This is a genomic window from Bacillus cereus group sp. BfR-BA-01380 (assembly GCF_022663535.1).
Classification (GTDB): Bacteria; Bacillota; Bacilli; order Bacillales; family Bacillaceae_G; genus Bacillus_A; species Bacillus_A cereus_BB.
This window is the reverse complement of sequence record NZ_JAKUFS010000008.1, coordinates 93,498-116,565: the sequence shown is the minus strand read 5'-3', so window position 1 is coordinate 116,565 and position 23,068 is coordinate 93,498. Positions and strand designations below refer to the sequence as shown.

Sequence of the window (23,068 nt, the reverse complement as noted above, 5' to 3'; positions counted from 1 at the left end):
CAGGCTATCAACTCAATTGACGCTTTTGTATTTGATGCTGCTTTACAAGGAATCATTTGCTTGTGTGAAGAATGAATCTGTCAAAATGATGCCTTTCCAAACGATTTTCAATTACAAGTAACTTCAACAGATGTCATCGAACAAGAACTATTGGAACGAATTCAATGGATTGAGCGAACGAAAGCTTCAAGGAAAGTTAGAACATCTATATTTGTTCAATCAAACATCTAATGGCAATTATGATACAGTACTCCAACTAGCCGCCAACATCACTACAGGTCTTGCCGAAGTCCAAAGCGGAAAAGATTTTTATGCTCAACTTCCATTATTATGTATAATTAAATTGTCTGAAAGTTATAATTACATGCTTATGGAGACGGTATTATGAATGATAGGGATTCTACCAATTTTGTTTTACATGCAAAGAGTAACCAGTTTTATTGGGAAGGAAACGGCCAATTATCTATTAAAACATTTTCTAACGGAAAAGCATATTACAAGACTAGTAAAGGCTTTTTTGCTGTCGAAGAAAGTAGATATTTACTGCTTAATGAAGGATCTTATACAATTTCAATTGATGAAAATAAGGAAGTAGAATCTTTTTGTATCTTTTTTAAAGAGGGATTTGCAGAGGGGATTTTACACTCACTAAGAGAATCAAACGATAGACTTCTTAGCGATCCTTTTAAGGATAAGCGTTATATCGGATTCTTTGAAAAAACTTATGATACAAGTAAAACTCTACTGTCTCAAATAACAAAATTTAAAGAGAACTTATCTATTCTTGAGAATGACCCAATTGGTTATGAAGAACAATTTCACAAGTTTATGCAAATTATACTAATTGAACATTTCAATACATGTAAAGAAGTCGAATCATTAAGTGCAATACGTAATTCTACACGAGAAGAATTGTATAGAAGGATTAGTATCGCACATGATTATATAAGGTCCTATTATGATAAACCCATTAAATTGAATGAAATTGCCCAAATTGCTTGTTTATCACCAAACCATTTATTAAGAACATACTCACAGATATATGGAAAAACACCTCATCAACATATATCAGAGTTTAGAATTTTAAAAGCGAAGAAGCTTTTAGCACAACTAGATTTCAATATGACTGATATAACATTTGAACTGGGATTACAAAACCCCGTATCTTTTAGCAAAATGTTTAAACAACATGTTGGGGTTTCGCCTATTGAATTTCGAAAAAAGGTGATTTTGGATAAGAAATACTAAGTTTAATTGTATATTCTTAAAATGAAATGATATTTGAAAGGGGAGATTCTCATTGGAAACTACTATGATTCAGAAAGTCGGACAAATTGGGGTACCAGTTAAAGATTTAGATACGGCAATTCATTTTTATAAAGAAAAACTTGGGTTATCGCTTCTATTTCATACTGACAATATGGCATTCTTTGAATGCAACGGGTTGCGTCTCTTTTTAAGCCTTCCAGAAAAAGAGGGATTTGCTCAATCTAGTTCAGTCATTTATTTTCAAGTTGAAAAAATGAAAGAGACTTATGAAAACTTATTAAGCAAAGAAATTATTTTTATCGATGAACCACATATTGTAGCAAAAATGGGACAATTAGAAACATGGATGGCATTCTTTAAAGACACGGAAGGTAATACCCATGCTTTAATGAGCGAAGTACAAGCTCAATGAAAAACTGTATTTAGTAACAGCTGCTTATCAAACAAATGATATAAGAGAAAGTATATAGATAAGTCTGAGTCTATTGATATTCAGTTTGTTAGCCTTGATAAATTACCCTAAGGTTTAACAGAAGGATACCGAAGTTATATAAATCCTTATATTAAGGAACTGAATAAATAATTTCTTCATATATAGATGCAGAATAAAAATGGAGGAAATAAACCATGGCAATGTTCGGGTTTTAAGTGGATATCTTCCGATTAGTATAGACCTATTACATGATGAGATTTTTGAATCCCGATTTGAAGGGGGGCAAAATTAATGCTATGACTGCTCATAAAAAACGATGCAAAGAAGATTTTGACATTTTCCAGATGAGAACTTATATCGTAATAAATTAATTAGAAAGGAAATTAATAATATGGGAGTATGTGTAGACTTATTTAAAGAATATGAAAATAAAGAGGAGGTTGTTTATCGTTTTTTTTCTTGTGAAGATGAAGAAAAAGCAGGAAAAATTCAATTTAATAAACTAGAAAAAAAGTCCATAGAGTTAGAAGCAGCTAAAGGTGAAGGTGCAAATTACTATTTTCTTAAAGCTGTTGGTGCTGTGCAAAAATATGTTAGAAACGCATCAAACTTAGATGAATTTCCTGAATTCCTATTTTCACAGTCATAAAATTTTTAATTAAGGAGTGTTTAGAACAATGGGAAGATACCCACTGATTGTAATAATCAAAGAGAATGAGGATAAAGAAAATGTAATTTACAGTTTTGGTCCAAATATTCATTCTTGTGAGAGATATCCACAGCTTTATAGGAGATGGAGTTTTAAAGTTTTAAAGAATGAAACTAACCCCGATAAAGCATTTGTTTTACCGAATGATATGCCTGAAAAACATATTTACTTATTATATAAATGTATTCATAAAGTATATGTTCACGTAAAAGAAAATGGTGGCATGGAAAATATGACTAATATAGAATTTCCAGAATACCTTGAGTTTATCGTGTAAACTTTATAAACATAAGCTACTCAAAGGACTGGCGATGAATGCAAGTAGTGAATACTTAGTAGAAATATTAAATGACCGTGGAATCGCAGATGTATGAAATAGTAATAGAGAGAATATCGGCAAGTAAGTATAGGAAATAGGAAAATCGACTTCTGATATTAAAGCTATAGCTAAAAATACTGGAATACATGAAAGACATATAAGGAGGCCTTTATATATGGCGGTATGTTTAATAATGAATAAAGAATTTGAAGATGAAGAGATAGTTGTTTATCAATACTATCCTTCTGAATTACCCGATAAAGTCGGAAAAATGTATTTTAATAAAAAGGAAAGAATGTTTTATGATTTAGAGCGAGCTCCAGTGAACTCAGAAACAATGAGACAACATTATTTTGATTGTGCATGTACTAGAATTGTACGATGTCTGAAAAGGAATGAAGACTTTCCTTATCGCATGGCATATGAAGCATAATAAAGTGAACAAATATAAAGGTTGGGTGCACCTGATAAATATTTTAAAATCTCTTTAGATAAAGCGTTTGATTAATTAAGGAGTGAATTGAATTGGGAAGATATCCAACGATTATAATAACGAAAGAATTAGACAATAGTGAATATGCAATTTATCCCGCATTAACGGGCAGTAATACTCCCGCCTCAAAATTCAGCGGAAGCATCGTCCAGCTCTAGCGGCTAGAATCTCCGGTCGTTTCGCCCCCTCGGACGAGGCAGAAAGCGCCTCTCTGTCGGGTGCTCCAACGTCCTGCGATTCTGAGCGAGCCGCTTCCGCCTTTCTTAAGAAGTTAGGTGGGAGATAAACTGCCCGTAAAAGCCCGATTGGTGAGGGCTGATAATCAGTGGGGGATGAAGAAAATCCCCACTGATTAAAGTTTCACTTTATAGTTTTGGTCCTAGTATGGATATATGTGATCAATTCCCAGAAATGTACGAAAGATGGCGTTTTAAGATTTTGAAAGATAAGTTAACTATTGAAGAAGGTTATGTTTTACTTGATGATATGCCTAAAAAACACTTCCCATTATTTTATAAGTGTATTTTCAAAGTATATAAGCAAGTTGAAGAATGTGGTGGAATGGAGAATTTAAAAAATATTAATCTACCAAATCAAATTGCATTTATTATTTAAAATTGATAAGGATAGATTGTATTAGAAGTTGTTTATCGTTTTTAAAGAAGCGCCATAGACTTCACTTTTTTTGTCCCAAATATTGATTCAAATCCATAAAGACCCTAAATACATATTGATAAATTATCAAGACCTAAAAGTTAAAAATCCTCAAAAAATAAAGGTAAGTACATATTAGTCATGTTTAATATGTACTTACCTCTTATTTCTTCTTAAACTGATGCTCCACATTAGCTTACATATTTCAATGTGCTTCTAATGGTATTTTCCCAATATGTGCACCTCCACATCGCCATCAAGTTAAGAAATTCATTGTTCCCCAAAACAAAAAAATAGACAACTGCGGAGGGATAAAATTTTTTATTTTAGAGGTACTTCAAAATATTAGCTTGATGGGCAGGGGGTATTTAATTACTTTACCTTGATGGAGATGTGTTTCCTACCCTAAAAAACACCTTTGTGTAGGAAGTAAAATTCAACTTAATCATAAGGAATGTTGCAAATAAAGAAGGTGTTTTTATCCGTATATTTCATGCATGTATATGCGATTTTTTTATCAGAAACAAAATGCAATAACCAATAGAAGCTCTGTAATTTTCAATATGAAACTATCAAAAATAAGTCCGTTTTTCTCACTCCTTTTGCCCAGATTCTTCTTCCTCAAATCGAACCAGCGCTGCTTTCGCACGGTCCCTGAGGGAGACTAAATCTTCTTCGACCTTTAAGAGGTTTTTCTTTCTTTGTTCGATCAAGTCCAGCTGCTCTTCGATAGTATGTACTACCTTTCTTAACTTTTCTGTTTGTTCACTTGTACCTTTTACTTGCCTGTAATCCGCTTTGCGAAGCTCTAACGTGTCGCTGAGCGCGATGAATTGCTGAAGCTCTTGAAGGGAAAAGCCCATTACTTCCTTGGCATTTGTGATTTTTTTCAGGAAGTCAATATGTTCCTGGGAATATAATCTTATGCCTCCTTCACTTCGCGGGGGAGCAGGCAGCAGTCCGATTTGTTCGTAATATCTGATGGTTCGTTTCGTTAAACCGCTTTGTTTCGCTACGTCATCTATTTTTATTCCGTCCATCATTTCGCTCCTATATTTCTTTATTTTTATTATTACACTAACAGGATGGAGCTTTTTAGCTCAAGAATATTATACTACAACCAAAGCTTTTGCAGAAAAAACAAGCGGTTTACGCTAACGATGAAGAGGGAGTTATGAATGAAATCATTTTTTTGTCTATTTAAATTAACGTTGACGTCAAGGTTATAAAGTTTTATACTACTATTTGTAACGAAATTGCAATCATAGCTTTTCCAATGTAAAGGGGATGTATAAGGGATATCAATCATGGAACTGTAAACAGTAGGTTGAACTCGCCCCAAAACCATATATAAAGGAGTTTGTAATGGATGAATTCAAATCAAGAATATTCACTTAGTGCCCAAAACGAATCGGCCAAACAGCCGCTTGTCGTTTGGGTTATCTTTTTTGCCGCAATTATTTCTTTCATGGGCTTAGGGCTTGTCGATCCTATTTTACCTGCGATTGCAGAAAAACTTCATGCCACTCCAAGCCAGGTTTCCTTACTATTTTCAAGTTATAACTTGATCACTGGGATTGCGATGCTAATCACCGGCGTTGTCTCCAGCAGGATTGGCATTAAATGGACTTTATTGACCGGTATTCTATTTATCATCGTCTTTTCGGCACTGGCGGGTTCTTCAAACGGAATATGGCAAATTGTCGCTTTCCGCGGTGGATGGGGACTTGGCAACTCATTATTTATTGCCACAGCGTTGTCTGCGATAGTAAGTTTATCTGTAGGCGGAACCACCAAAGCAATCATTTTGTATGAAGCAGCCATCGGGCTTGGTATTTCCGTAGGCCCGCTACTTGGCGGAGAATTAGGATCTATTTCTTGGCGCGGCCCATTCTACGGGGTGAGCGTGCTAATGATCATCGCTTTTTTTGCTCTTTTATTAAAAATGCCTCAGGTTGCAAAGCCGAAAGTAAAAAGCTCTATCCTTGATCCGATCAAAGCATTGAAATTCCCTGGATTATTAAGACTTGGGATTACAGCATTCCTTTATAACATCGGATTTTTCACGTTAATGGCATACGCTCCATTTGTCATGGGATTGGATGAGCATGGATTGGGATATGTGTTCCTTGGATGGGGAATTTGTCTCGCTATCACATCCGTCTTTGTTGCTCCGAAGCTTCAAGCCAGATTTGGAACGGTTAAATCAATGTGCGCGATGTTAACCTTGTTTGCATTAACTCTTTTGGCAATGGGAATTTGGACAGAATCAAGAACAGTTATTATTGTTTCCGTTATCGTCGCAGGCCTATTCTTGGGAACGAATAATACATTGATCACTACAGCGGTTATGCAGGTTGCGCCAGTAGAGCGCGCTACGGCCTCCGCGGCATATAGCTTCGTTCGTTTCATCGGCGGAGCGATTGGACCTTGGCTGGCAAATAAGCTTGCTGAAACGTATACTCCACATGTTCCTTTCGTAATTGGAGCTGTATTTGTATTCTTGGCTATGCTGGTCGTTGCTTTTGGACAGAAACACATTGCACATGTAGATCAAGTTAGCGGTCACTAAAAAAAGCACGTGCTCTCAAGCCATGCAGCCGCAGATCAGTGTACACAGGCAACTATATATGAGAGGATGATACGTATGTATAAAAAAATGTTAGTGGCGTTCGACGGCTCGGCACCTTCTGTCCGCGCCCTTCACCATGCAGCTGAGCTGGGGAAAACAATCGGATCTGAAAAGTTGACGATTCTGCATGTGAATAAAGACCTTCCGATGCAGGAGCCTATTCTGAACATCGATCTGGATCAACTATTAGACGAGGAGAATCAGGAGATATTAACCTCTGCAATCCAGTTTCTCTCAGAATCCAATGTGAATTATGAGACCCATACATTTGATGGTGACCCAGCCCACATCATTACTGTATATGCATCAGAGCACGATTACGATATCATTATAATGGGAAACACAGGAAAGGGACTAATCAAGGAAGCGTTGTTAGGAAGTGTAAGTCATAAAGTGGCACAGTCCGCGCATTGTCCAATACTTATTGTAAAATAAGCATAAAACACTTTTGGTAAATAATTAATCGTTTACCAGAAGTGTTTTTTATTATGGAATTTAGTCTGTTGAGCCTGAAGGATATTATGTGAGTACAGGCGGATTAAATGAAGCGACAATTAAAAAATATATTCAAGAACAAGAAAAACACGATATAGCATTAGATAAATTAAGTGTAAAAGAATACACAGAACCTTTTAAAGGGTAGTATAGGCTTATAGCCTTTGTGCAAACCACCATTTGGAAGGGTGGTTATGATTAACCAGATAATTAACTCTAGATATAAGGTTTAAGTTTGCTGAGAAATTCAAAAGCAAATGTTTCTTTTTCTTTGTACTTTTCAATGTTTTCTGGGAGGTAACAACGATGCTTATTTATAATATTATTTTCCATATATATTATAGTCTCTAATAAAGATTGCCCTCTTAGTGAGCCTGTGATTAATGACTTAACTATTAGGAATGTTTCTCCACCTTCAAGTAAATGAGCATCGTGAAGTATTTTTGCTTCCAAACTTAGTGGTTTACCATCCTTTTGCGAACCCTCAGCAACTTCTATAATTTTCATTATCTTTTCATCACTAAACCCAATTTTCTTTAGAAAGTCTTTAACTTCCGTTCTTATATTTTCTTTGTATATTACACCGTGAAGGTATGAACCAAATACAAGTAAATCCTTGTCTACTTTATCCTTATATTTTTTCGACATGTCTAGAGCTAGGTTTAAAATTCTTTTAATATGTTCAAAATTGTGCATTATATCTTTTTTAACATAATGGGGAAGTAGAAATTCTTCAATTAATTGAATAGTTTCCATATTCAACAGCTCCTCTTAATTAACTTTCTTTTAAATATTTTAGCATATATTTTCCATTTCCTTTTCAATAAATAAATCTTCCCTCAATGTTAAACGTGAAGGCTTGCGATTGTTAGCATAATCATGCTTTGCAGCTAAGTAAATTTCGTATCGTTAGGTATGATTACACTAGAAGCTTCCACCTCTAAGCAAAGCGTAGGTGAAGGGGCGTTCGCTATCACCAGCAAGACCTGATTTTTTCGTTGATATGTCTAGAAATTAGTAATGAAGGAGTTTCATGTTTAACTTCTTCTTACAATATACAAAAGCACCTATATTGATAAATTATCAAGACCTAAAAATTAAAAATCCTCAAAAATAAAGGTAAGTACATATTAGTCATGTTTAATATGTACTTACCTCTTATTTCTCCTTAAACTGATGCTCCACATTAGCTTACATATTTCAATGTGCTTCTAATGGTATTTTCCCAATATGTACTATTGGAGGTTATTGTATTATCTCTTCTTTAGATTGAGTAAAAAAGAAGATAAAAATAATTAAAGGAAGAGCTAGAAGAAAGACTCCATTTTTAGATGGATTAATAGAAGGAATATCGGTTAAAGCCATGTTATCATTCCTTTGTAAGTGTTTTTAATAAATTAGGATTAACATCAAAATGTTTGGACACAACCTTTTGAAAGAAAGTATAATCTCTTTTCAAGTAAGGAAGAGAAGGTTCAAGTTTAGGAACACCAAAAATGGGTCCACTAACATTAATGGTAAATCTGCCAGGTGCAATAAAACTACCCGTAACACCAATTTCATCATTGAGTAATAAAACGGCGAGGATAACGTCTATTACATCAATAATGACATTCGTAGTTTGTTTTTCAAATTTACCTTCGATTCGACTTTCCCCTGTTAATGGTCCTCCTAATGAAACGCGAAACCCTCCTGGTGTCACAAAAACTCCTATAATGGTGATTTGTCCAGTTAACAATAGTGCGACTGTCACAATATTGAGATCGCGTTGGATAGACCGTATGACTTGTATATTTTTTGTAATTTCAATATTTTTTTCCAATATTGTCACACCCTCTAGATACATAGTATTCTGAGCGATGTTAAATGTGAGTAAGGATAAGTATGAAATATAGGAATTTATCCCGCTATTCGTGGGCAGTAATACTCCCACCTCAAAATTCGGCGAAAACATTGTCCAGCTCTAGCGGCTAGAATCTCCGGTCGTTTCGCCCCCTCGGACGAGGCAGAAAGCGCCTCTCTGTCGGGTGCTCCAACGTCCTGCAATTCTGAACGAGCCGCTTCCGCTTTTCTTAAGAAGTTAGGTGGGAGATAAACTGCCCGTAAAAGCCCGATTGGTGAGGGCTGATAATCAGTGGGGGATGAAGAAAACCCCCACTGATGGAAGTTTCACTTTATGTAGTAGTGAACCGAATTATCTTCAATAGACACATTAATTATAAAAATACATCATATAACTTTATGAATAAATGTGAATTAGGCCTCTATTTTTTTCGTTTTGTAGGATAAAGAATTTCTTAAGTTGATGACAAGGGGATACCTCCAGCATTTTTGAAAAAACTTATATGTACTTATAAACGTAAAGCACGTGCTTATCTATCATAGAACAAGCACGTGCTTTTTTCGTATTTAAATTGACATGTGAATTTGTGGAATATATGGTAAGTATAGTGCTTAATTATAGCTATTTTAAACATGTAAGGGTAGAATAACCACAATTACAGTCTAAAACAAAGGGGAATAAAAGATGTTAACTAACACAAATGCAGACAAAGTATTCGACAAACTAATGGTAGAAGGTGAGACTTATGTTCATTACTTCTATGTTATGAAAATGGCATCTACCTCTCAATACTTATTTTTTGGTTTGGGGGCACTTGCCTTAAATAAACATTACCTTGTAGGGTTCACAAATAAGAGAATCATACTAATAGAGTTAAGTCCTGCAACTGGTAATCCTACTGAAAATATTGCTCACTTAGACTTATATGAAGTAGAGAAAGTAAGTGTAAAGAGAGGTATGATTAAATCCAATGTCACTATAAAGTTAAAAGAGGACAAAGGGGTACTTGAAATGAAAGCGAACAGTTTTACAGTAGGTTTATCAAACCACAAAAAAGGCTTAGTTGAGTTAGAAAAATTGTATGGTAACTAAAAAGTAATTGATGGCGATACTTGAGGTTTCAGTATAGTTTGTCTAATTAAACGAATAGGTATGAGAGAGGGATTACATTGTTACCAACAGTACTAGATTATGCAGCTAGAATTGTATTCTTTGTTCTTCAAACGTTCATTATATCATTAGTATTAAAATATCTAATTCAAAAGAAAGATGTAAACGATTCAGCGTTAATTTGGATTTCTACGATTGTGACAATGATTGGTGTAATGGTAATTATATCTTTAAACACATCTTTACATTTAACTCAAACAACTTTAGGATTTTTAGGTTGTAGTTCAATGTTAAACTACCTCCTTTTTCTATACTATATAGGATCATGGTCAGTAAAACGATTTAATAAAATATTTAATAAATTACTTAAATTTATAAACGTAGTGAATCTTGGACTAATAAGCATTGTTTATATTGTTATCTTATTGTTCTTTGTTTTAAGTTGGTTTGAGTCTAGTTTGAAGTAAGACTTATATGGTACAGAGTTAATTGCTAACTGGGGTGTAACTCGTGATGGTAAGTTTAACCCGTTATTTATCTTAAAAGGTGGAAGCCCTAAGACATTTGAGGTATATACCGCAGGTGATTATCCAAATAAGACAAACTACATCGAAGGTACATGGGAATATGATAAGTCTAATATGATGTTAAAACTACATATCTCAAAGCAACTGGCAAACGGAGTAGTAGCAGAAGTTGTTCATAAAGACATAGATTACAAAGTACAAAACTATGATACAAAGAATTTACAACTATACAATGAGAATTCAAAAGATACAACTAGATATGTAAAACAACAGTAAACCTAAAAGGGGTATTGTAAAATGATGAAACGAAACAAAGCATTAGCCATAGCAATCCCTATCATGCTATTAGCAGGGTGTGGTGGGGGAGATAAAGCATCAACAGATAATAAGTCAAAAGTTGAAGCAAAACAAGAAAATAAGAAAGTAAAACTTTCAAAAGAAGAGTACCCTAACAAAGTCTATGAACTTTGTTTAGATTTTAATAGGAAGACTACAGAACATGAACTGATACTAAACATATCTGCAGGAGAAAGTACTAAAGATAGTAGTTTAGAAACACTACAAGGTCAACTTGACGACTTAATATCGTTAACTGATAAGTTCTTAAATATCGAACCTCCTAGTGAGTATGAAGATGTACATAAAAACTTATCAGAATCAATGACTCACTATAAAAAATCATTTGAACTGAATAAGAAAATATATAGTGCTAAAGACAAAACTACATCATCACATTTAGCAATGGTAAAAGAGTCTGATGAAGAACTGAAAAAAGCAAAAGAGTGTTGGGGGAAGTTCGAGAACTCTCTTAACGATAAGAGATCAATCGGTACTAGGAAAACAGTAAGTGAAGGTGATGGTACGGTAACTGAACAAGATTTAAAAGATTTAGATAAAAAAGCCGGTATTGACATAGATGCTGTTAAGAAAAACACAACAAAAGAAGGTAAAGAGTTTGAAGGTAGTTGGGGTTTTGAAAAAGACGGTAAATTTATACCTACATTTATCTTTAAAGGTAACACATTTGAAACTTATGCAAGAGCCGAGTATCCTAGTAAAAAGAATTATGTAACAGGGACTTGGGTATACCGTAAAGAATCTTCTGAATTAATGTTAACTATTAAACAAGCGTATGCAGATGGAAAACCTATTGATTCAGAAAGACATATTATAGCATTAAAAGTCCAAAACTTTGGAGATAATAAAATGCAACTGTTTGATGGAGAGAATTTCCAAACATACCGCTTTGTAAAACAAAAATAAACTTCGGCTACTACAACTAATAAAAATCTTTAAATAAGAGAATAGAAGTCTCTTATAGTGTCCAAAACAAGAAAATAAAACAGTAAGAACAAATAGTGTTAGGGACTAGGTTGTAATGAACCTAGTCCTTTATTCATATGGAGGTATATTTTGGACTTTTAGCTTGGAATGGATTTGGTTTTTTAATTTTTATATTAATAAATATATATATAATGTTAATCTTGTTAAAAAATGTTATTATTCTATATGTAATATTGTTATTCATACAAGGGGTACAAAAAAATTGAAGGATGGGATTAAAATGATTAGTGATTTAAAAAGAGCGGCCTTATCTTCATTAAAAGGTAGATGGGGCCTAGGCGTAGGGGCATCGCTTCTGTATAACCTCATTTCCGGTATTGGTATGCTTATTGTAGGAATTCCAATTTTTCTACTGAGTATTGTATTGATGGCTGCAATAATAGGGTCTAGTGCTTCAATTACAGAAGAAGAAACGTTAAATGTGGTAATCTTTTTAATTTATGCATTTACTTTTGTTATTGCATTCTTTGCTTTTATGGCTGTAATAAGCATTATATATTATGGGTATTGTAATGTTACATTGCGTTTAGCGAAAAAAGAATCTACTACAATTGATGATTTATTTGAAGGATTCCGAAAAAAGAATGCATTTAGATCGATGAAGTTAGGGTTGTTAATGGGTGTATACATATTTTTATGGAGTTTATTGTTAGTTGTACCAGGTATTATAAAATGTTTCTCTTATTCTATGGCTTACTATATCATGTTAGATCATCCAGAATATACGGCGAGTGAAGCGCTTAAAAAGAGCCAAGAAATGATGAAAGGACATAAGTTAGATTTATTCATACTAGGGTTAAGTTTTATCGGATGGTTTATTTTGGGATATTTCACCCTTAGTATTGGGTATCTGTGGATTTTTCCATATTACATGATAACAATAACGCATTTCTACTTGAATTTAGCGAATAGAGATACAGTTATGGAGGAAAAAACAGTTATCTAGAAGACATATTGTTTGTTTCATATTTCTGATGACAGTGCAACTTATTCATACAAAAAAAGCTTTCTCCAAAAGATCGTTATTTGGCGACCTTTTGGGAAAGCTTTTTCTATTTCATTTTACGAAGCATCCGCACTCTCAAACTGACTATTATAAAGTGAAGCATAGAAACCATCAGCTTTCAGTAATTCTTCATGATTACCCTGTTCTACAATATCCCCGTCTTTCATGACAAGGATTAAATCTGCATCACGGATTGTTGATAATCTATGAGCAATGATAAAGCTTGTTCTGCCTTCCATGAGGTTTTCCATCGCTTTTTGAATCAGTACTTCTGTACGAGTGTCGATTGAGCTTGTTGCTTCGTCGAGTATGAGTATTTTCGGATCCGCTAGAAGGGCGCGGGCAATTGTTAGTAATTGCTTTTGTCCTTGGGATACGTTGCTTGCTTCTTCATTTAATTCCATGTTGTATCTATTTGGTAATGTTTTGACGAAGCTGTGCACGTGAGCTGCTTTCGCTGCTTCGATTACTTCTTCGTCGGTTGCACCCGGTCTGCCGTAACGGATATTTTCCATAATTGAACCGTTAAATAGCCATGTGTCTTGCAGTACCATGCCGAACATGCTGCGCAGGTCTTCTCGCGTAAAGTCTTTTATGTCGTGACCGTCTATACATATCGCGCCGCTGTTTACGTCATAGAAACGCATTAACAGTTTTACGATCGTTGTTTTCCCTGCTCCGGTTGGTCCGACGATTGCTACTTTTTGTCCAGGTTTAATGTGAGCAGAGAAATTATTGATGATGGTCTTATCTGGGTTGTATCCAAATTGAACATCTTTGAAGGTAACTTCTCCGTTTACTTTTTGCAACTTCACTGGATTTTCTGATTCCGGTACTTCTTCCTCTTCTTCTAAAAATTCGAAGACTCTTTCCGCAGCTGCAGCTGTAGATTGAAGTACGTTCGCGATTTGCGCTACTTGAGCGATTGGCTGCGTAAAGCTTCTTACGTACTGCACAAAGGCTAAAATGTCTCCAACTGCGATCGTTCTTTTTACCGCAAGCCATCCGCCTAAAATCGATACAGCGACGTAACCGATGTTACCGATAAACGTCATAATCGGCATCATCATTCCCGATAAAAATTGCGATTTCCATGCGGAGTGGTAAAGGATGTCATTTACCTCTTCGAATTTTTTCACTTCTTCTTCTTCTTTGTTAAAGGCTTTAACGATATTGTGACCACTATAAATTTCTTCAACTTGCCCGTTCACGTGTCCTAAATATTCTTGCTGGGATTTGAAGTATTTTTGTGATCGTTTTACGACTGCCATAATGAGTATCATGGATACTGGCAAGATTAAGAGCGCGACTAATGTCATTTGCCAGCTGATGGATAACATCATGATGAGTACACCGATGATTGTAATTACCGATGTGATGATTTGCGACATACTTTGATTTAACGTTTGGCTCACTGTATCTACGTCATTTGTAACTCTCGATAATACTTCTCCGTGCGTTGTTTTATCAAAATATTTCAGCGGCATCCGGTTAATTTTTTCATCGATTTCTTTTCTGAAGTTATAAGATACCTTTTGGGCCACTCCAGAAATGATATAGCCTTGGATAATGCCAAACGCAGTGCTCAGTATATATAATCCAAGGAGTAAAATGACAATGTTTCCGATATAGGTAAAATCAATTGCCGCACCTGGTGCTCCTGTTACTTTGCTTACGAGTCCTTCGAAAAGTTTTGTTGTGGCTTTTCCTAAAATTTTTGGACCGACGATTGTAAAGGCGGCACTACCGATTGCGAAAATGATGACGACTATGATTGATAATTTATAGGGTTTCAAGTATTGAAGGAGCTTATTCATCGTTCCTTTGAAGTTTTTTGCTTTCTCAATCTTTTGCATGCCGCCGCCCATATGACCACCGCCGCCAGGACCAGGGCCACCTTGTTTTCTATTTTCTATTTTTCTATCGCTCATGATGACAACTCCTCTCTTGAAAGTTGTGATAAAGCAATTTGCTTATAAACTTCACAGTTTTCCATAAGCTCTTCATGAGTACCTGTTCCGACGATTTTTCCTTCGTCAAGTACAATGATTTTATCTGCATTCATAATCGTACTGATTCTTTGGGCAACAAGTAAAAGAGTACTTCCTGCAATCTCATTGTTTAAAGCTCTGCGTAGTAGCGCGTCTGTCTTAAAGTCAAGAGCGGAGAAGCTATCATCAAATATGAAGATTTCCGATTTTTTCGTAAGAGCACGGGCGATCGAAAGTCTTTGTTTTTGACCACCAGAAACGTTCGTACCACCTTGTGATATTTCTGTACGGAAGCTTTCAGGTTTCGTGTTAATAAACTCCATCGCTTGCGCAATTTCTGACGCTTTTACTAATTCTTCTTCACTTGCTTCTTTCTTACCGTACTTCAAGTTACTTTCAATCGTACCGGAGAATAGAACTCCTTTTTGCGGTACATAACCGATTTTTTCTCTTAATTCCTTCTGAGATACTTCTCTAACATCAGTGCCATCTATTAAGATTTGGCCGTCTGTGACATCATAAAAGCGCGGAATTAAGTTGATTAGTGTGGATTTACCACTACCTGTACTTCCAATGAAAGCTGTCGTTTCACCAGGTTTTGCAGTAAAGGTGATATTGGAAAGCACATCTTCTTCTGCACCTGGATATCTAAAGCTAACATTTTTAAATTCAACGTAACCTTTCTTGTCTGAAGCGAATGTTTTGGGCTCCGCTGCATCATGAATGGAAAGGTCAGTATCTAAAACTTCTGCGATACGTTGTGCGGATACAGAAGCACGTGGAACCATAATCGATACAAAAGAGATCATTAAGAAGGCCATGATGATTTGCATTGTATATTGCATAAATGCCATCATATCACCAACTTGCATATGTCCCATATCTACTTGGTGTGCTCCAACCCAAATAATAAGTACAGTAACGGCATTCATGATAAACATCATCATTGGCATCATAAATGACATTAAACGGCTTACAAATAAATTTGTTTTTGTTAAATCTTGATTTCCTTTTTCAAATTTCTTTTCTTCATGTTTTTGATTGTTAAACGCACGAATGACAAGCATACCTGTCAACGATTCACGCGTGATTAAGTTAATTTTATCAACTAACTTTTGGATCATTTTAAACTTAGGAATGGCAACGCTAAATAAACCAATAACTAAGCTTAAAATTGCGATAACTGCAACTGCGATAATCCATCCCATGGAAAGGTCTGTAGTAAGTACCTTAATAATGCCGCCTATACCTAAAATCGGTGCGTAGAAGACGATTCGAAGCATCATTACCATCAATGTTTGCACTTGCTGGATATCATTTGTGCTTCTTGTGATTAAAGAGGCAGTGGAAAACTTATCAAACTCCGCATTTGAGAAGCTTGTGACCTTCCGAAATACTTTCTTTCGAAGATCTCTGCCGAGTCCTGCTGCTACTTTTGCAGCGAGTAAACTCACGATAACGGTCGCTGCCATACTCACTAATGATAAAAGGAGCATTTTCCCGCCAGAAGTAAGAATATAATTGGATTGAAGCTTATCCGTATTGATGCCAATCGTTTTATACTCATTCTCAATAAATGAAACGGATGCCTGTGTCACCATGCTGCCTGGCATATCTTTAAACTTCTCATCTGCCTTTTCTTTCATGGCATCGATTTGATCTTGAGGCAGTTTTGCAATGACTGTGAAAGGATCTGTATTTGGCGGAAGCTTCATCGTTGTTTTACTGTCAGTGCCGCCTTTTTCAATTCCTTGTGTAATTAACATTGGTTTCCCAAAGATATCATTCAGTTCACTGATTGTATTTTTATCCGTTGTATGTAGCTTATAAAGTGGTTCTTTATCAAGCTTTGGATAATCTTTTAAGTCATTTTTTAGCTCACTTTGAGAAAGATTGTTCTTATCTAACAGAACATAGTTGTCAGCTACTTTTTTCTTCTCTTTTTCATTCATAAAGAGCGTAAGTTTATCCATCTCACTTTTACGAATAACTTCAGGTACTGCGTTTTCGACACCTTTTTGTTGAATCCCTACATTGACAATGTTAGACATGTAGTCTGGCAGTGATAGGTCACATATTGCCTGCACAGTTAAAAGACATACAACCGCAATGATGGAAGCAACAAATGGTTTTAAATGTTTGATGATCTTTAACATTTAATGCATCTCTCCATTTTCCGTTTCTAATTTTTTTAGCTTTTACTTTATTCTTCATAGTAATTCATTTTACCCGCTTGTTACGTGCTTTTGACTACAAATTAATTATAATTCTATGACTATATTAAGAGGTAATGCAACTTTTAGGGCTTAGAGCATATATACAAATTAAAAACCTCTTTCTTTTTAGAGAGGCAAGAGGATCTGGCCATGTGTAGAAGCGGTCAGCGCCAGTTGTTGCTCCATTAAGTTAACAACTAAGTCAATAAAGCAAGTAATCCACCACCAAACGTTTTTTCATATTCATTTCCCTTTTTTTAATATGAAATGATGAACAAAGACCTATATTTGCATTGTAAGATGTTTAAAAGAGGGGGGGATGAAGAAAACCCCCACTGATTAAAGTTTCACTTTATCACATCTTTTGGATGGTTCATAAATTTAAACAATTTGTTTGTCCAGCTATGCGTAAACAGAAAAACCCCCGCCTAAAGTAAAGAAGTTAGGTGGGGGAGTCTATAAAAGTCCAATTTGTGAGGGCTGATAAAGGTTTCACTTTTATGAGAGAATGCGTTTTTCTCCTTGGATTTCTTGAATTGGATTGATATTTTGTGTGAATTCAAGGGTGCCCATGTATTCTCCATCTTCACTCCGTATAGCGAAATAGCGAATGTATACATATTTATCTTTGAACTTAATCCAGAAATCTTCACAATCTTTGTTTCCAGATTTAAAGTCTTCCAAGAGCTTTTCAACGACATGAACGCTTTTTGGAGGATGGCAGTTTTGAACGGTTCTGCCGATTATCGCTTTTGTACGAGCAAAGATTCGCTCTTTTCCATGAGAGAAGTAGCGTACAACATCATTCTGATCAATGTACGTAATATCCACAGGCAAGTGGTTCAACATCAGCTCTAGTTGTTTTAAAGATAGTATACCTGTTTCTAAACGAATGAATCCTTCAGACATAGCCTGCTCTTGCACTGCTTTTCTTTCAGGTTTCCATACACTCGCAGGACCTGTTAAGCAATAGCCAATTTCATCACTTTCATGAGCGATTTTAACCCATTCATCTTCCGTAAGAGTTTGAAGGGCCATTGGAAACAGAATATTTTCCTCTTTAAAAATCATTTCAGTTACCTCACGGATGACAAAGTAAACGCCGTCTAAGACCGTTTTTTTATCTCCGTTATAGTTTGTTAATGCTTGTTTCACATCTTTAATGGCGTTACGAATGACATCATCGATTCCCCACATTACTTGTGTCGGGCCGTAAATTCCGTATGTTTCTAAATAGGGGAAAAGCAGATTTTCTTTACGGCTGTAGTGCTTATCCACGTCCAGCAACAGATTTAAATCTTCGATTAGTTTATAAACGTTTTCTTCATTATCTTCTTTCTCGAAACGTTCGTAGTGAAGTTGAAGCTTGAAGTTAACAAGCTTATCAATTTTTTTGTTTTCAAGCTTAAATGTATGAACTGGATGCCCAGCTTGATCTTCGGGTTTATCGGATCGATGGATTTCTTCGATGGAACCCTTAAAAATAGCTGTATGCACCGAGCATAAACGTTGTACTTCTTCCACTGGAATTCCTTCTTCTTCCATGAGTGCCTGTTCAAGTTTTGAAATTTCCGCGACGGTAATATTCCCGACTGCTTCTTCAAATTGGGCCTTCACTTCTTCCACACTTTTTCCATTATGAAGATTTTTAATAATTTCCTTTAAGATAGCCTGTCTTTCAAATTGATTCATACTTTCTTGTTCACGGTTGTTAATCATTTCGCTCATAAGGATTCTCCTCTATTCTTTAATGTTAAATCCATTGTTTTCAAAAGTTTTTTTAACGGTATCGAAAGAAATTCCCTTCATCCGGCAGCCATTTGGAATAGTCATCACACGGCCGACCGTGTGCAGCATGCCAGGTTTCGTTATATCTTCAAAGCCTAGCTCTTTTAAGATAGGGATGATTTCAGGGTATTTGTTAGCTAAATCGCAAACGGTTTGACTAAAATCAATCATCTTTGTCATCACTCTCACCTCGGAAATAAGTGATATTAATTCTCAAAAACAATGTAACATAGAGAGAATGAATAAGAAGTGAGGAAAATCACACGTGATATATCTCACAACATGAATGCCTATATCACTTTACAATGAGGATATAAATTGATAGTAACTACTCAATCGCTTTATGAAAAAACGATAAAAAAGCATTTTTTTAAATGGGCGAGAGGGACTGGCGATGTTTAGGAGCGGTCAGGGCCTATTTCGGCCACGTGCAACGTTTGAAAACAAAGAAAGGTAGCGAGGTGCATGGCCATTTTTACCCCGCATTAACAGGCAGTAAAGGCGGGGGAGAGTAGAGTAGCGAAGATAACTGCCTGTAAAAGCCCGATTGGTTCAACTAACCTTTCATGGGAAAAGCGTCCATGAAAGGAAGTTTCACTTTATCTTCGTGGCAGCAATCTGTATTTTCGCCGGAATAGTACCCTTACCAAACTTCTAAATGAAATGTATGGCTGAGTAGTTACAACTGATAGGGAGGGTTTAATCTTGATTAATCGTGATTTTAACAAAAATCCATTTATTGTGATATGGGAGTTAACAAGAGCATGCCAATTAAAATGTCTTCATTGTCGTGCGGAAGCTCAGTATCATCGTCATCCTCTTGAGCTAACATTTGAAGAAGGTAAAAAACTAATTGATGATATATATGAAATGGATAATCCGATGCTTGTTTTTACCGGCGGTGATCCGTTAATGCGTCCGGATGTATATGATATTGCGGATTATGCGATAAAAAAAGGTGTTCGAGTATCTATGACACCAAGTGCTACTCCAAACGTTACGAAAGAAACAATTCAAAAAGCAAAAGAAGTCGGGCTTGCTAGATGGGCATTTAGTTTAGATGGGCCAACAGCTGACATACATGATCATTTTAGGGGGACAGAGGGGTCATTTGAATTAACAATGAATGCGATTCGTTATTTGCATGAATTGGAAATTCCTATTCAAATTAATACTGTTGTTTCTAATTATAATGTGAATGTACTTGAAGATATGGCGAAATTAGTAGAGGAATTAGAGTGTGTGCTTTGGAGTGTATTTTTCTTAGTTCCAACGGGGCGCGGCAAGGAAACAGATATGATTTCACCAGCCGGGCATGAAAGAGTATTCCAATGGCTATATCAATTAAGTAAAAAGGTTTCTTTTGATATTAAAACAACGGCTGCTCAGCACTACAGACGTGTTGTTATTCAACAAAAAATGAGAGAGAATAAAACAACAGATCAGGCTATTCAATATCAGCATGTATTGATGAATGGAATGACGGGGCAAATTGATGGACTTGGACGTGCTCCAAAAGGGGTAAATGATGGAAACGGTTTTGTATTTATCTCTCATATTGGAGATGTGTATCCAAGTGGGTTATTACCTATCAAAGCCGGGAATGTTCGAACAACACCACTAGCTGATATTTATCGAAACTCCCCCATCTTCCAAGACTTGCGTAATCCAGACAAGTATAAAGGAAAGTGTGGGGTTTGTGAGTTCCGATATGTTTGCGGAGGATCTCGTTCCAGAGCTTTTGCCATGACTGGAGATTACATGGAAAGTGAACCTTTCTGTGTATACATTCCAAAAGCATTACGAAAACAGAAACAAAACGTATAAAAAATGGGACATGAGTACTTTTTACTCACGTCCCATTTTTTTGAATAAGCAGCTACCTAAACAATGATGCGGACAGCCCGCAAAAAAACACAACTGTCCGAAGCCCTTCTCCGTCTACAACACTATCATAAATAATATTCATTACTCTCATCTATGTTTCACGCGATCCGCTTCTTCGCTACGTTTTGCACTGTTCCATTTCGACATATCACCGACAAGGTATCCGGTAATACGGCGGATTCTTTCAATATGATGTTCATCTTCATTCCCGCAGCTTGGGCATTCATTTTCAATCACTCCATTATAGCCACAGCATTTACAGCGATCTACCGGGTGATTAATAGAGCCGTATCCAACTCCATATTGCGCCATTGCCTGTACAATTTGCTTTAATGCTTTTGGATTATGAACAGCTGCTCCGTCCAATTCAATATATGTAATATGACCGCCGTTACAAAGTGCATGAAACGGTCCTTCTAAACGAACTTTATCAAGCGCTCGAATCGGGTAATAAACCGGGATGTGGAATGAGTTTGTGTAATAGTTATGATTTGTTACACCACTAATTGTCCCAAATTCAGCTCGATCTTTTTTTATAAACTTTCCTGATAATCCTTCTGCAGGGGTTGCGACTAATGAAAAGTTCAACTGATATTCTTCCGTTGCCTGATCCATCCTTCTTCTCATAAAGGCAACGATTTCATTCCCAAGATTCCACGAATTTTCATCTTCTCCATGATGTTTTCCTGTTAAAGCAACTAAGCATTCAGCAAGTCCGATAAAACCAATACTTAACGTACCTTGTTTCAAAATTTCAGCAACAGCATCTTCTGGTTGAAGTTTTTCACCGCCGCGCCATACTCCTTGAGAATATAAAAAATGAAAATCCCTTGCCTTTTTTGTAGATTGGTAAGCAAATCTTTCTAATAGCTGGAGAATGCCGAGATCTACATAATGATTCAATGATTCAAAAAATACTTCTTTTGAGTCACTTATTAATGCTAGTTTTACTAAGTTAATAGACGTAAACGATAAATTCCCTCTTCCAATGGCTGTTTCTTCTCCATGAATATTAGCCATAACACGGGTACGACAGCCCATATAGCACACTTCACTTTCAGGGCGACCATCATAATGAATCGCATTAAATGGTGCATCTAAAAATGAAAAATTAGGGAACAATCGTTTTGCTGTCGTTTCTAATGCTAATTCAAACAAATCATAATTCGGATCGTTTTCTTCAAAATTGACACCTTTTTTTAATTTAAAGATTTGAATTGGAAAGATTGGTGTTTCTCCTTTTCCTAATCCAGCTTGAGTTGCTCGTAATAATTGTCTAATTAGCAATCTTCCTTCTTTTGATGTATCCGTTCCGTAATTAATCGAAATAAATGGTACTTGTCCACCACCGCGGCTATGCATGCTGTTTGAATTATGAATAAAAGCTTCACACGCCTGATATGTATCGTTTTCTGTTTCTTTCCATGCAAACTCTTCTACCTGTTTTGCTGTTAATGGATATGCCGCCAAACGTTTTTTATTTCTTTCAAACGTTTTTTTCACATACGGTGCTAAATCTATATCAAACATTGCAAAGGATTGCCCACCGTGCTGCATATTTTGATTTGCCTGAAAAATAATGGAAGAAAGAGCCAACGCACTTTTAATATCTTGTGGCTGTCGCATATGTCCATGACCTGTATGAAACCCTTTTTCTAGTATTTGTGCTAGTGGAATTTGTGAGCACGTTGTTGTACCTGTTGCATAAAAATCTAAATCGTGTGGATATAAAATATTTTGATCAATTGCTTTTTTTACCTGTTCAGAAAGTAAATGTTCTATCGCATAATATTTTGCACTCTCAGATGCAAATGTTCCCATCATTCCCATTGGAGATCGGCCATCAACATTTGCATTTTCTTGCATTAAGTCTTGATCGTTATCCTGTGCAATCGTGTTAAATGTTGTCCATAAATGATCCCATGACTGTTTTGTTATTCTACTTGATGGATTCATTCCACCCACTCCTAACCTATATGTTGTACTTGTGATGATGAAATGATACTACATATAGATTTTTTTCGCAAGGACATCAAAAAAGTATAATATCTATAGAAATATAAAATTAATATATGCGGTAATTTAAAATAATTTTTGAGGATATAGCTTTAGAGTTTAATAAACAGTAATATTCCCGCCTCAAACTTCTTTGCATCTGCTGAATTTTGAGGCGGGAGTATTACTGCCCACAAATAGCGGGATAAAAGTGTCACTTTATAAAATAAAAGGTATAAAATCATAATGCAGTGATTTCACTCACAGTATCCTTCCTCAATATAGTTTATCTTTAATAAAAGGTTTACCCCTAATAATACCACCGTCTCAAAATTAAGCGAATAGGTGGAGGATGAA

21 protein-coding genes and 3 pseudogenes are annotated in these 23,068 nt (G+C 35.7%); 15 read left to right on the top strand and 9 right to left on the bottom strand.

What is annotated here, in order from left to right; all coding sequences use genetic code 11:
• Positions 1–75: 75 nt before the first annotated feature.
• From MR076_RS26790 to MR076_RS09995, 7 genes and pseudogenes are all read left to right on the top strand, one after another.
• A pseudogene (locus tag MR076_RS26790) lies at positions 76–310 on the top strand (hypothetical protein); the annotation flags it as partial.
• A gap of 74 nt (positions 311–384) precedes the next feature.
• Complete coding sequence (locus MR076_RS10020; protein WP_242220231.1) at positions 385–1,248, top strand: helix-turn-helix domain-containing protein; 864 nt, start codon at positions 385–387, stop codon at positions 1,246–1,248.
• Between the two features lie 52 nt (positions 1,249–1,300).
• Positions 1,301–1,681 (top strand): VOC family protein, encoded by a 381-nt coding sequence (locus MR076_RS10015; RefSeq protein WP_242220229.1) that lies wholly within the window; start codon positions 1,301–1,303, stop codon positions 1,679–1,681.
• Positions 1,682–2,093: 412 nt separating this feature from the next.
• Entirely contained in the window at positions 2,094–2,351 is a 258-nt protein-coding gene (locus tag MR076_RS10010) for a hypothetical protein (protein WP_242220227.1), read from the top strand.
• A 28-nt stretch (positions 2,352–2,379) separates the two neighbouring features.
• Complete coding sequence (locus MR076_RS10005; protein WP_242220224.1) at positions 2,380–2,688, top strand: hypothetical protein; 309 nt, start codon at positions 2,380–2,382, stop codon at positions 2,686–2,688.
• 217 nt (positions 2,689–2,905) lie between these two features.
• Positions 2,906–3,163, top strand: a complete 258-nt coding sequence (locus tag MR076_RS10000; RefSeq protein WP_242220221.1) for a hypothetical protein — start codon at positions 2,906–2,908, stop codon at positions 3,161–3,163.
• 498 nt (positions 3,164–3,661) lie between these two features.
• Positions 3,662–3,838: a hypothetical protein gene (locus MR076_RS09995; RefSeq protein WP_242220219.1), complete on the top strand. Its 177-nt coding sequence runs from the start codon at positions 3,662–3,664 to the stop codon at positions 3,836–3,838.
• A 632-nt stretch (positions 3,839–4,470) separates the two neighbouring features.
• On the opposite strand, the gene MR076_RS09990 is transcribed toward MR076_RS09995, so the two are convergent.
• Positions 4,471–4,917: a MerR family transcriptional regulator gene (locus MR076_RS09990; protein ID WP_242220216.1), complete on the bottom strand. Its 447-nt coding sequence runs from the start codon at positions 4,915–4,917 to the stop codon at positions 4,471–4,473.
• A gap of 329 nt (positions 4,918–5,246) precedes the next feature.
• On the opposite strand from MR076_RS09990, the gene MR076_RS09985 reads away from it, so the two are divergent.
• The 3 genes and pseudogenes from MR076_RS09985 to MR076_RS09975 form a co-directional block, all read left to right on the top strand.
• Complete coding sequence (locus MR076_RS09985; RefSeq protein ID WP_242220214.1) at positions 5,247–6,449, top strand: MFS transporter; 1,203 nt, start codon at positions 5,247–5,249, stop codon at positions 6,447–6,449.
• A gap of 75 nt (positions 6,450–6,524) precedes the next feature.
• Positions 6,525–6,944, top strand: a complete 420-nt coding sequence (locus MR076_RS09980; protein WP_242220212.1) for a universal stress protein — start codon at positions 6,525–6,527, stop codon at positions 6,942–6,944.
• 76 nt (positions 6,945–7,020) lie between these two features.
• A pseudogene (locus MR076_RS09975) lies at positions 7,021–7,152 on the top strand (IS200/IS605 family transposase); the annotation flags it as partial.
• A gap of 68 nt (positions 7,153–7,220) precedes the next feature.
• Here the strand turns inward: MR076_RS09975 and MR076_RS09970 are convergent.
• Positions 7,221–7,760 carry a hypothetical protein gene (locus MR076_RS09970; RefSeq protein WP_242220210.1) on the bottom strand — a complete coding sequence of 180 codons (540 nt, stop codon included), beginning with the start codon at positions 7,758–7,760 and terminating at the stop codon, positions 7,221–7,223.
• 613 nt (positions 7,761–8,373) lie between these two features.
• On the bottom strand, positions 8,374–8,826 hold the full coding sequence (locus MR076_RS09965) for a hypothetical protein (protein ID WP_277928436.1): 453 nt from the start codon (positions 8,824–8,826) through the stop codon (positions 8,374–8,376).
• A 705-nt stretch (positions 8,827–9,531) separates the two neighbouring features.
• On the opposite strand from MR076_RS09965, the gene MR076_RS09960 reads away from it, so the two are divergent.
• From MR076_RS09960 to MR076_RS09940, 4 genes are all read left to right on the top strand, one after another.
• Positions 9,532–9,939, top strand: a complete 408-nt coding sequence (locus tag MR076_RS09960) for a PH domain-containing protein (RefSeq protein ID WP_242220205.1) — start codon at positions 9,532–9,534, stop codon at positions 9,937–9,939.
• A 506-nt stretch (positions 9,940–10,445) separates the two neighbouring features.
• Entirely contained in the window at positions 10,446–10,760 is a 315-nt protein-coding gene (locus tag MR076_RS26785) for a DUF3994 domain-containing protein (protein WP_396021689.1), read from the top strand.
• Positions 10,761–10,781: 21 nt separating this feature from the next.
• Complete coding sequence (locus tag MR076_RS09945; protein ID WP_242220201.1) at positions 10,782–11,747, top strand: DUF3994 domain-containing protein; 966 nt, start codon at positions 10,782–10,784, stop codon at positions 11,745–11,747.
• Positions 11,748–12,048: 301 nt separating this feature from the next.
• Positions 12,049–12,774, top strand: coding sequence for a DUF975 family protein (locus MR076_RS09940; RefSeq protein ID WP_242220200.1), 726 nt, complete (start codon positions 12,049–12,051; stop codon positions 12,772–12,774).
• 116 nt (positions 12,775–12,890) lie between these two features.
• On the opposite strand, the gene MR076_RS09935 is transcribed toward MR076_RS09940, so the two are convergent.
• From MR076_RS09935 to MR076_RS09920, 4 genes are all read right to left on the bottom strand, one after another.
• A complete protein-coding gene (locus MR076_RS09935; RefSeq protein WP_242220198.1) occupies positions 12,891–14,765 on the bottom strand; it encodes an ABC transporter ATP-binding protein in 1,875 nt (624 codons plus the stop codon).
• A complete protein-coding gene (locus MR076_RS09930) occupies positions 14,762–16,981 on the bottom strand; it encodes an ABC transporter ATP-binding protein (RefSeq protein ID WP_242220195.1) in 2,220 nt (739 codons plus the stop codon). Before MR076_RS09930 ends, MR076_RS09935 begins: the two co-directional genes overlap by 4 nt.
• A 558-nt stretch (positions 16,982–17,539) precedes the next feature.
• A complete protein-coding gene (locus MR076_RS09925; protein WP_242220193.1) occupies positions 17,540–18,769 on the bottom strand; it encodes a DUF438 domain-containing protein in 1,230 nt (409 codons plus the stop codon).
• A 12-nt stretch (positions 18,770–18,781) separates the two neighbouring features.
• Positions 18,782–19,009: a DUF1858 domain-containing protein gene (locus tag MR076_RS09920; protein WP_242220191.1), complete on the bottom strand. Its 228-nt coding sequence runs from the start codon at positions 19,007–19,009 to the stop codon at positions 18,782–18,784.
• A 525-nt stretch (positions 19,010–19,534) separates the two neighbouring features.
• Here MR076_RS09920 and MR076_RS09915 point away from each other — a divergent pair.
• Entirely contained in the window at positions 19,535–20,656 is a 1,122-nt protein-coding gene (locus MR076_RS09915; protein ID WP_242220190.1) for a TIGR04053 family radical SAM/SPASM domain-containing protein, read from the top strand.
• 54 nt (positions 20,657–20,710) lie between these two features.
• On the opposite strand, the pseudogene MR076_RS09910 reads toward MR076_RS09915, so the two are convergent.
• Positions 20,711–20,807, bottom strand: a pseudogene (locus tag MR076_RS09910) (4Fe-4S cluster-binding domain-containing protein); the annotation flags it as partial.
• Positions 20,804–22,672, bottom strand: coding sequence for an anaerobic ribonucleoside triphosphate reductase (locus MR076_RS09905; protein WP_242220188.1), 1,869 nt, complete (start codon positions 22,670–22,672; stop codon positions 20,804–20,806). The gene MR076_RS09905 and the pseudogene MR076_RS09910, both read right to left, overlap by 4 nt.
• Positions 22,673–23,068 lie beyond the last annotated feature (396 nt).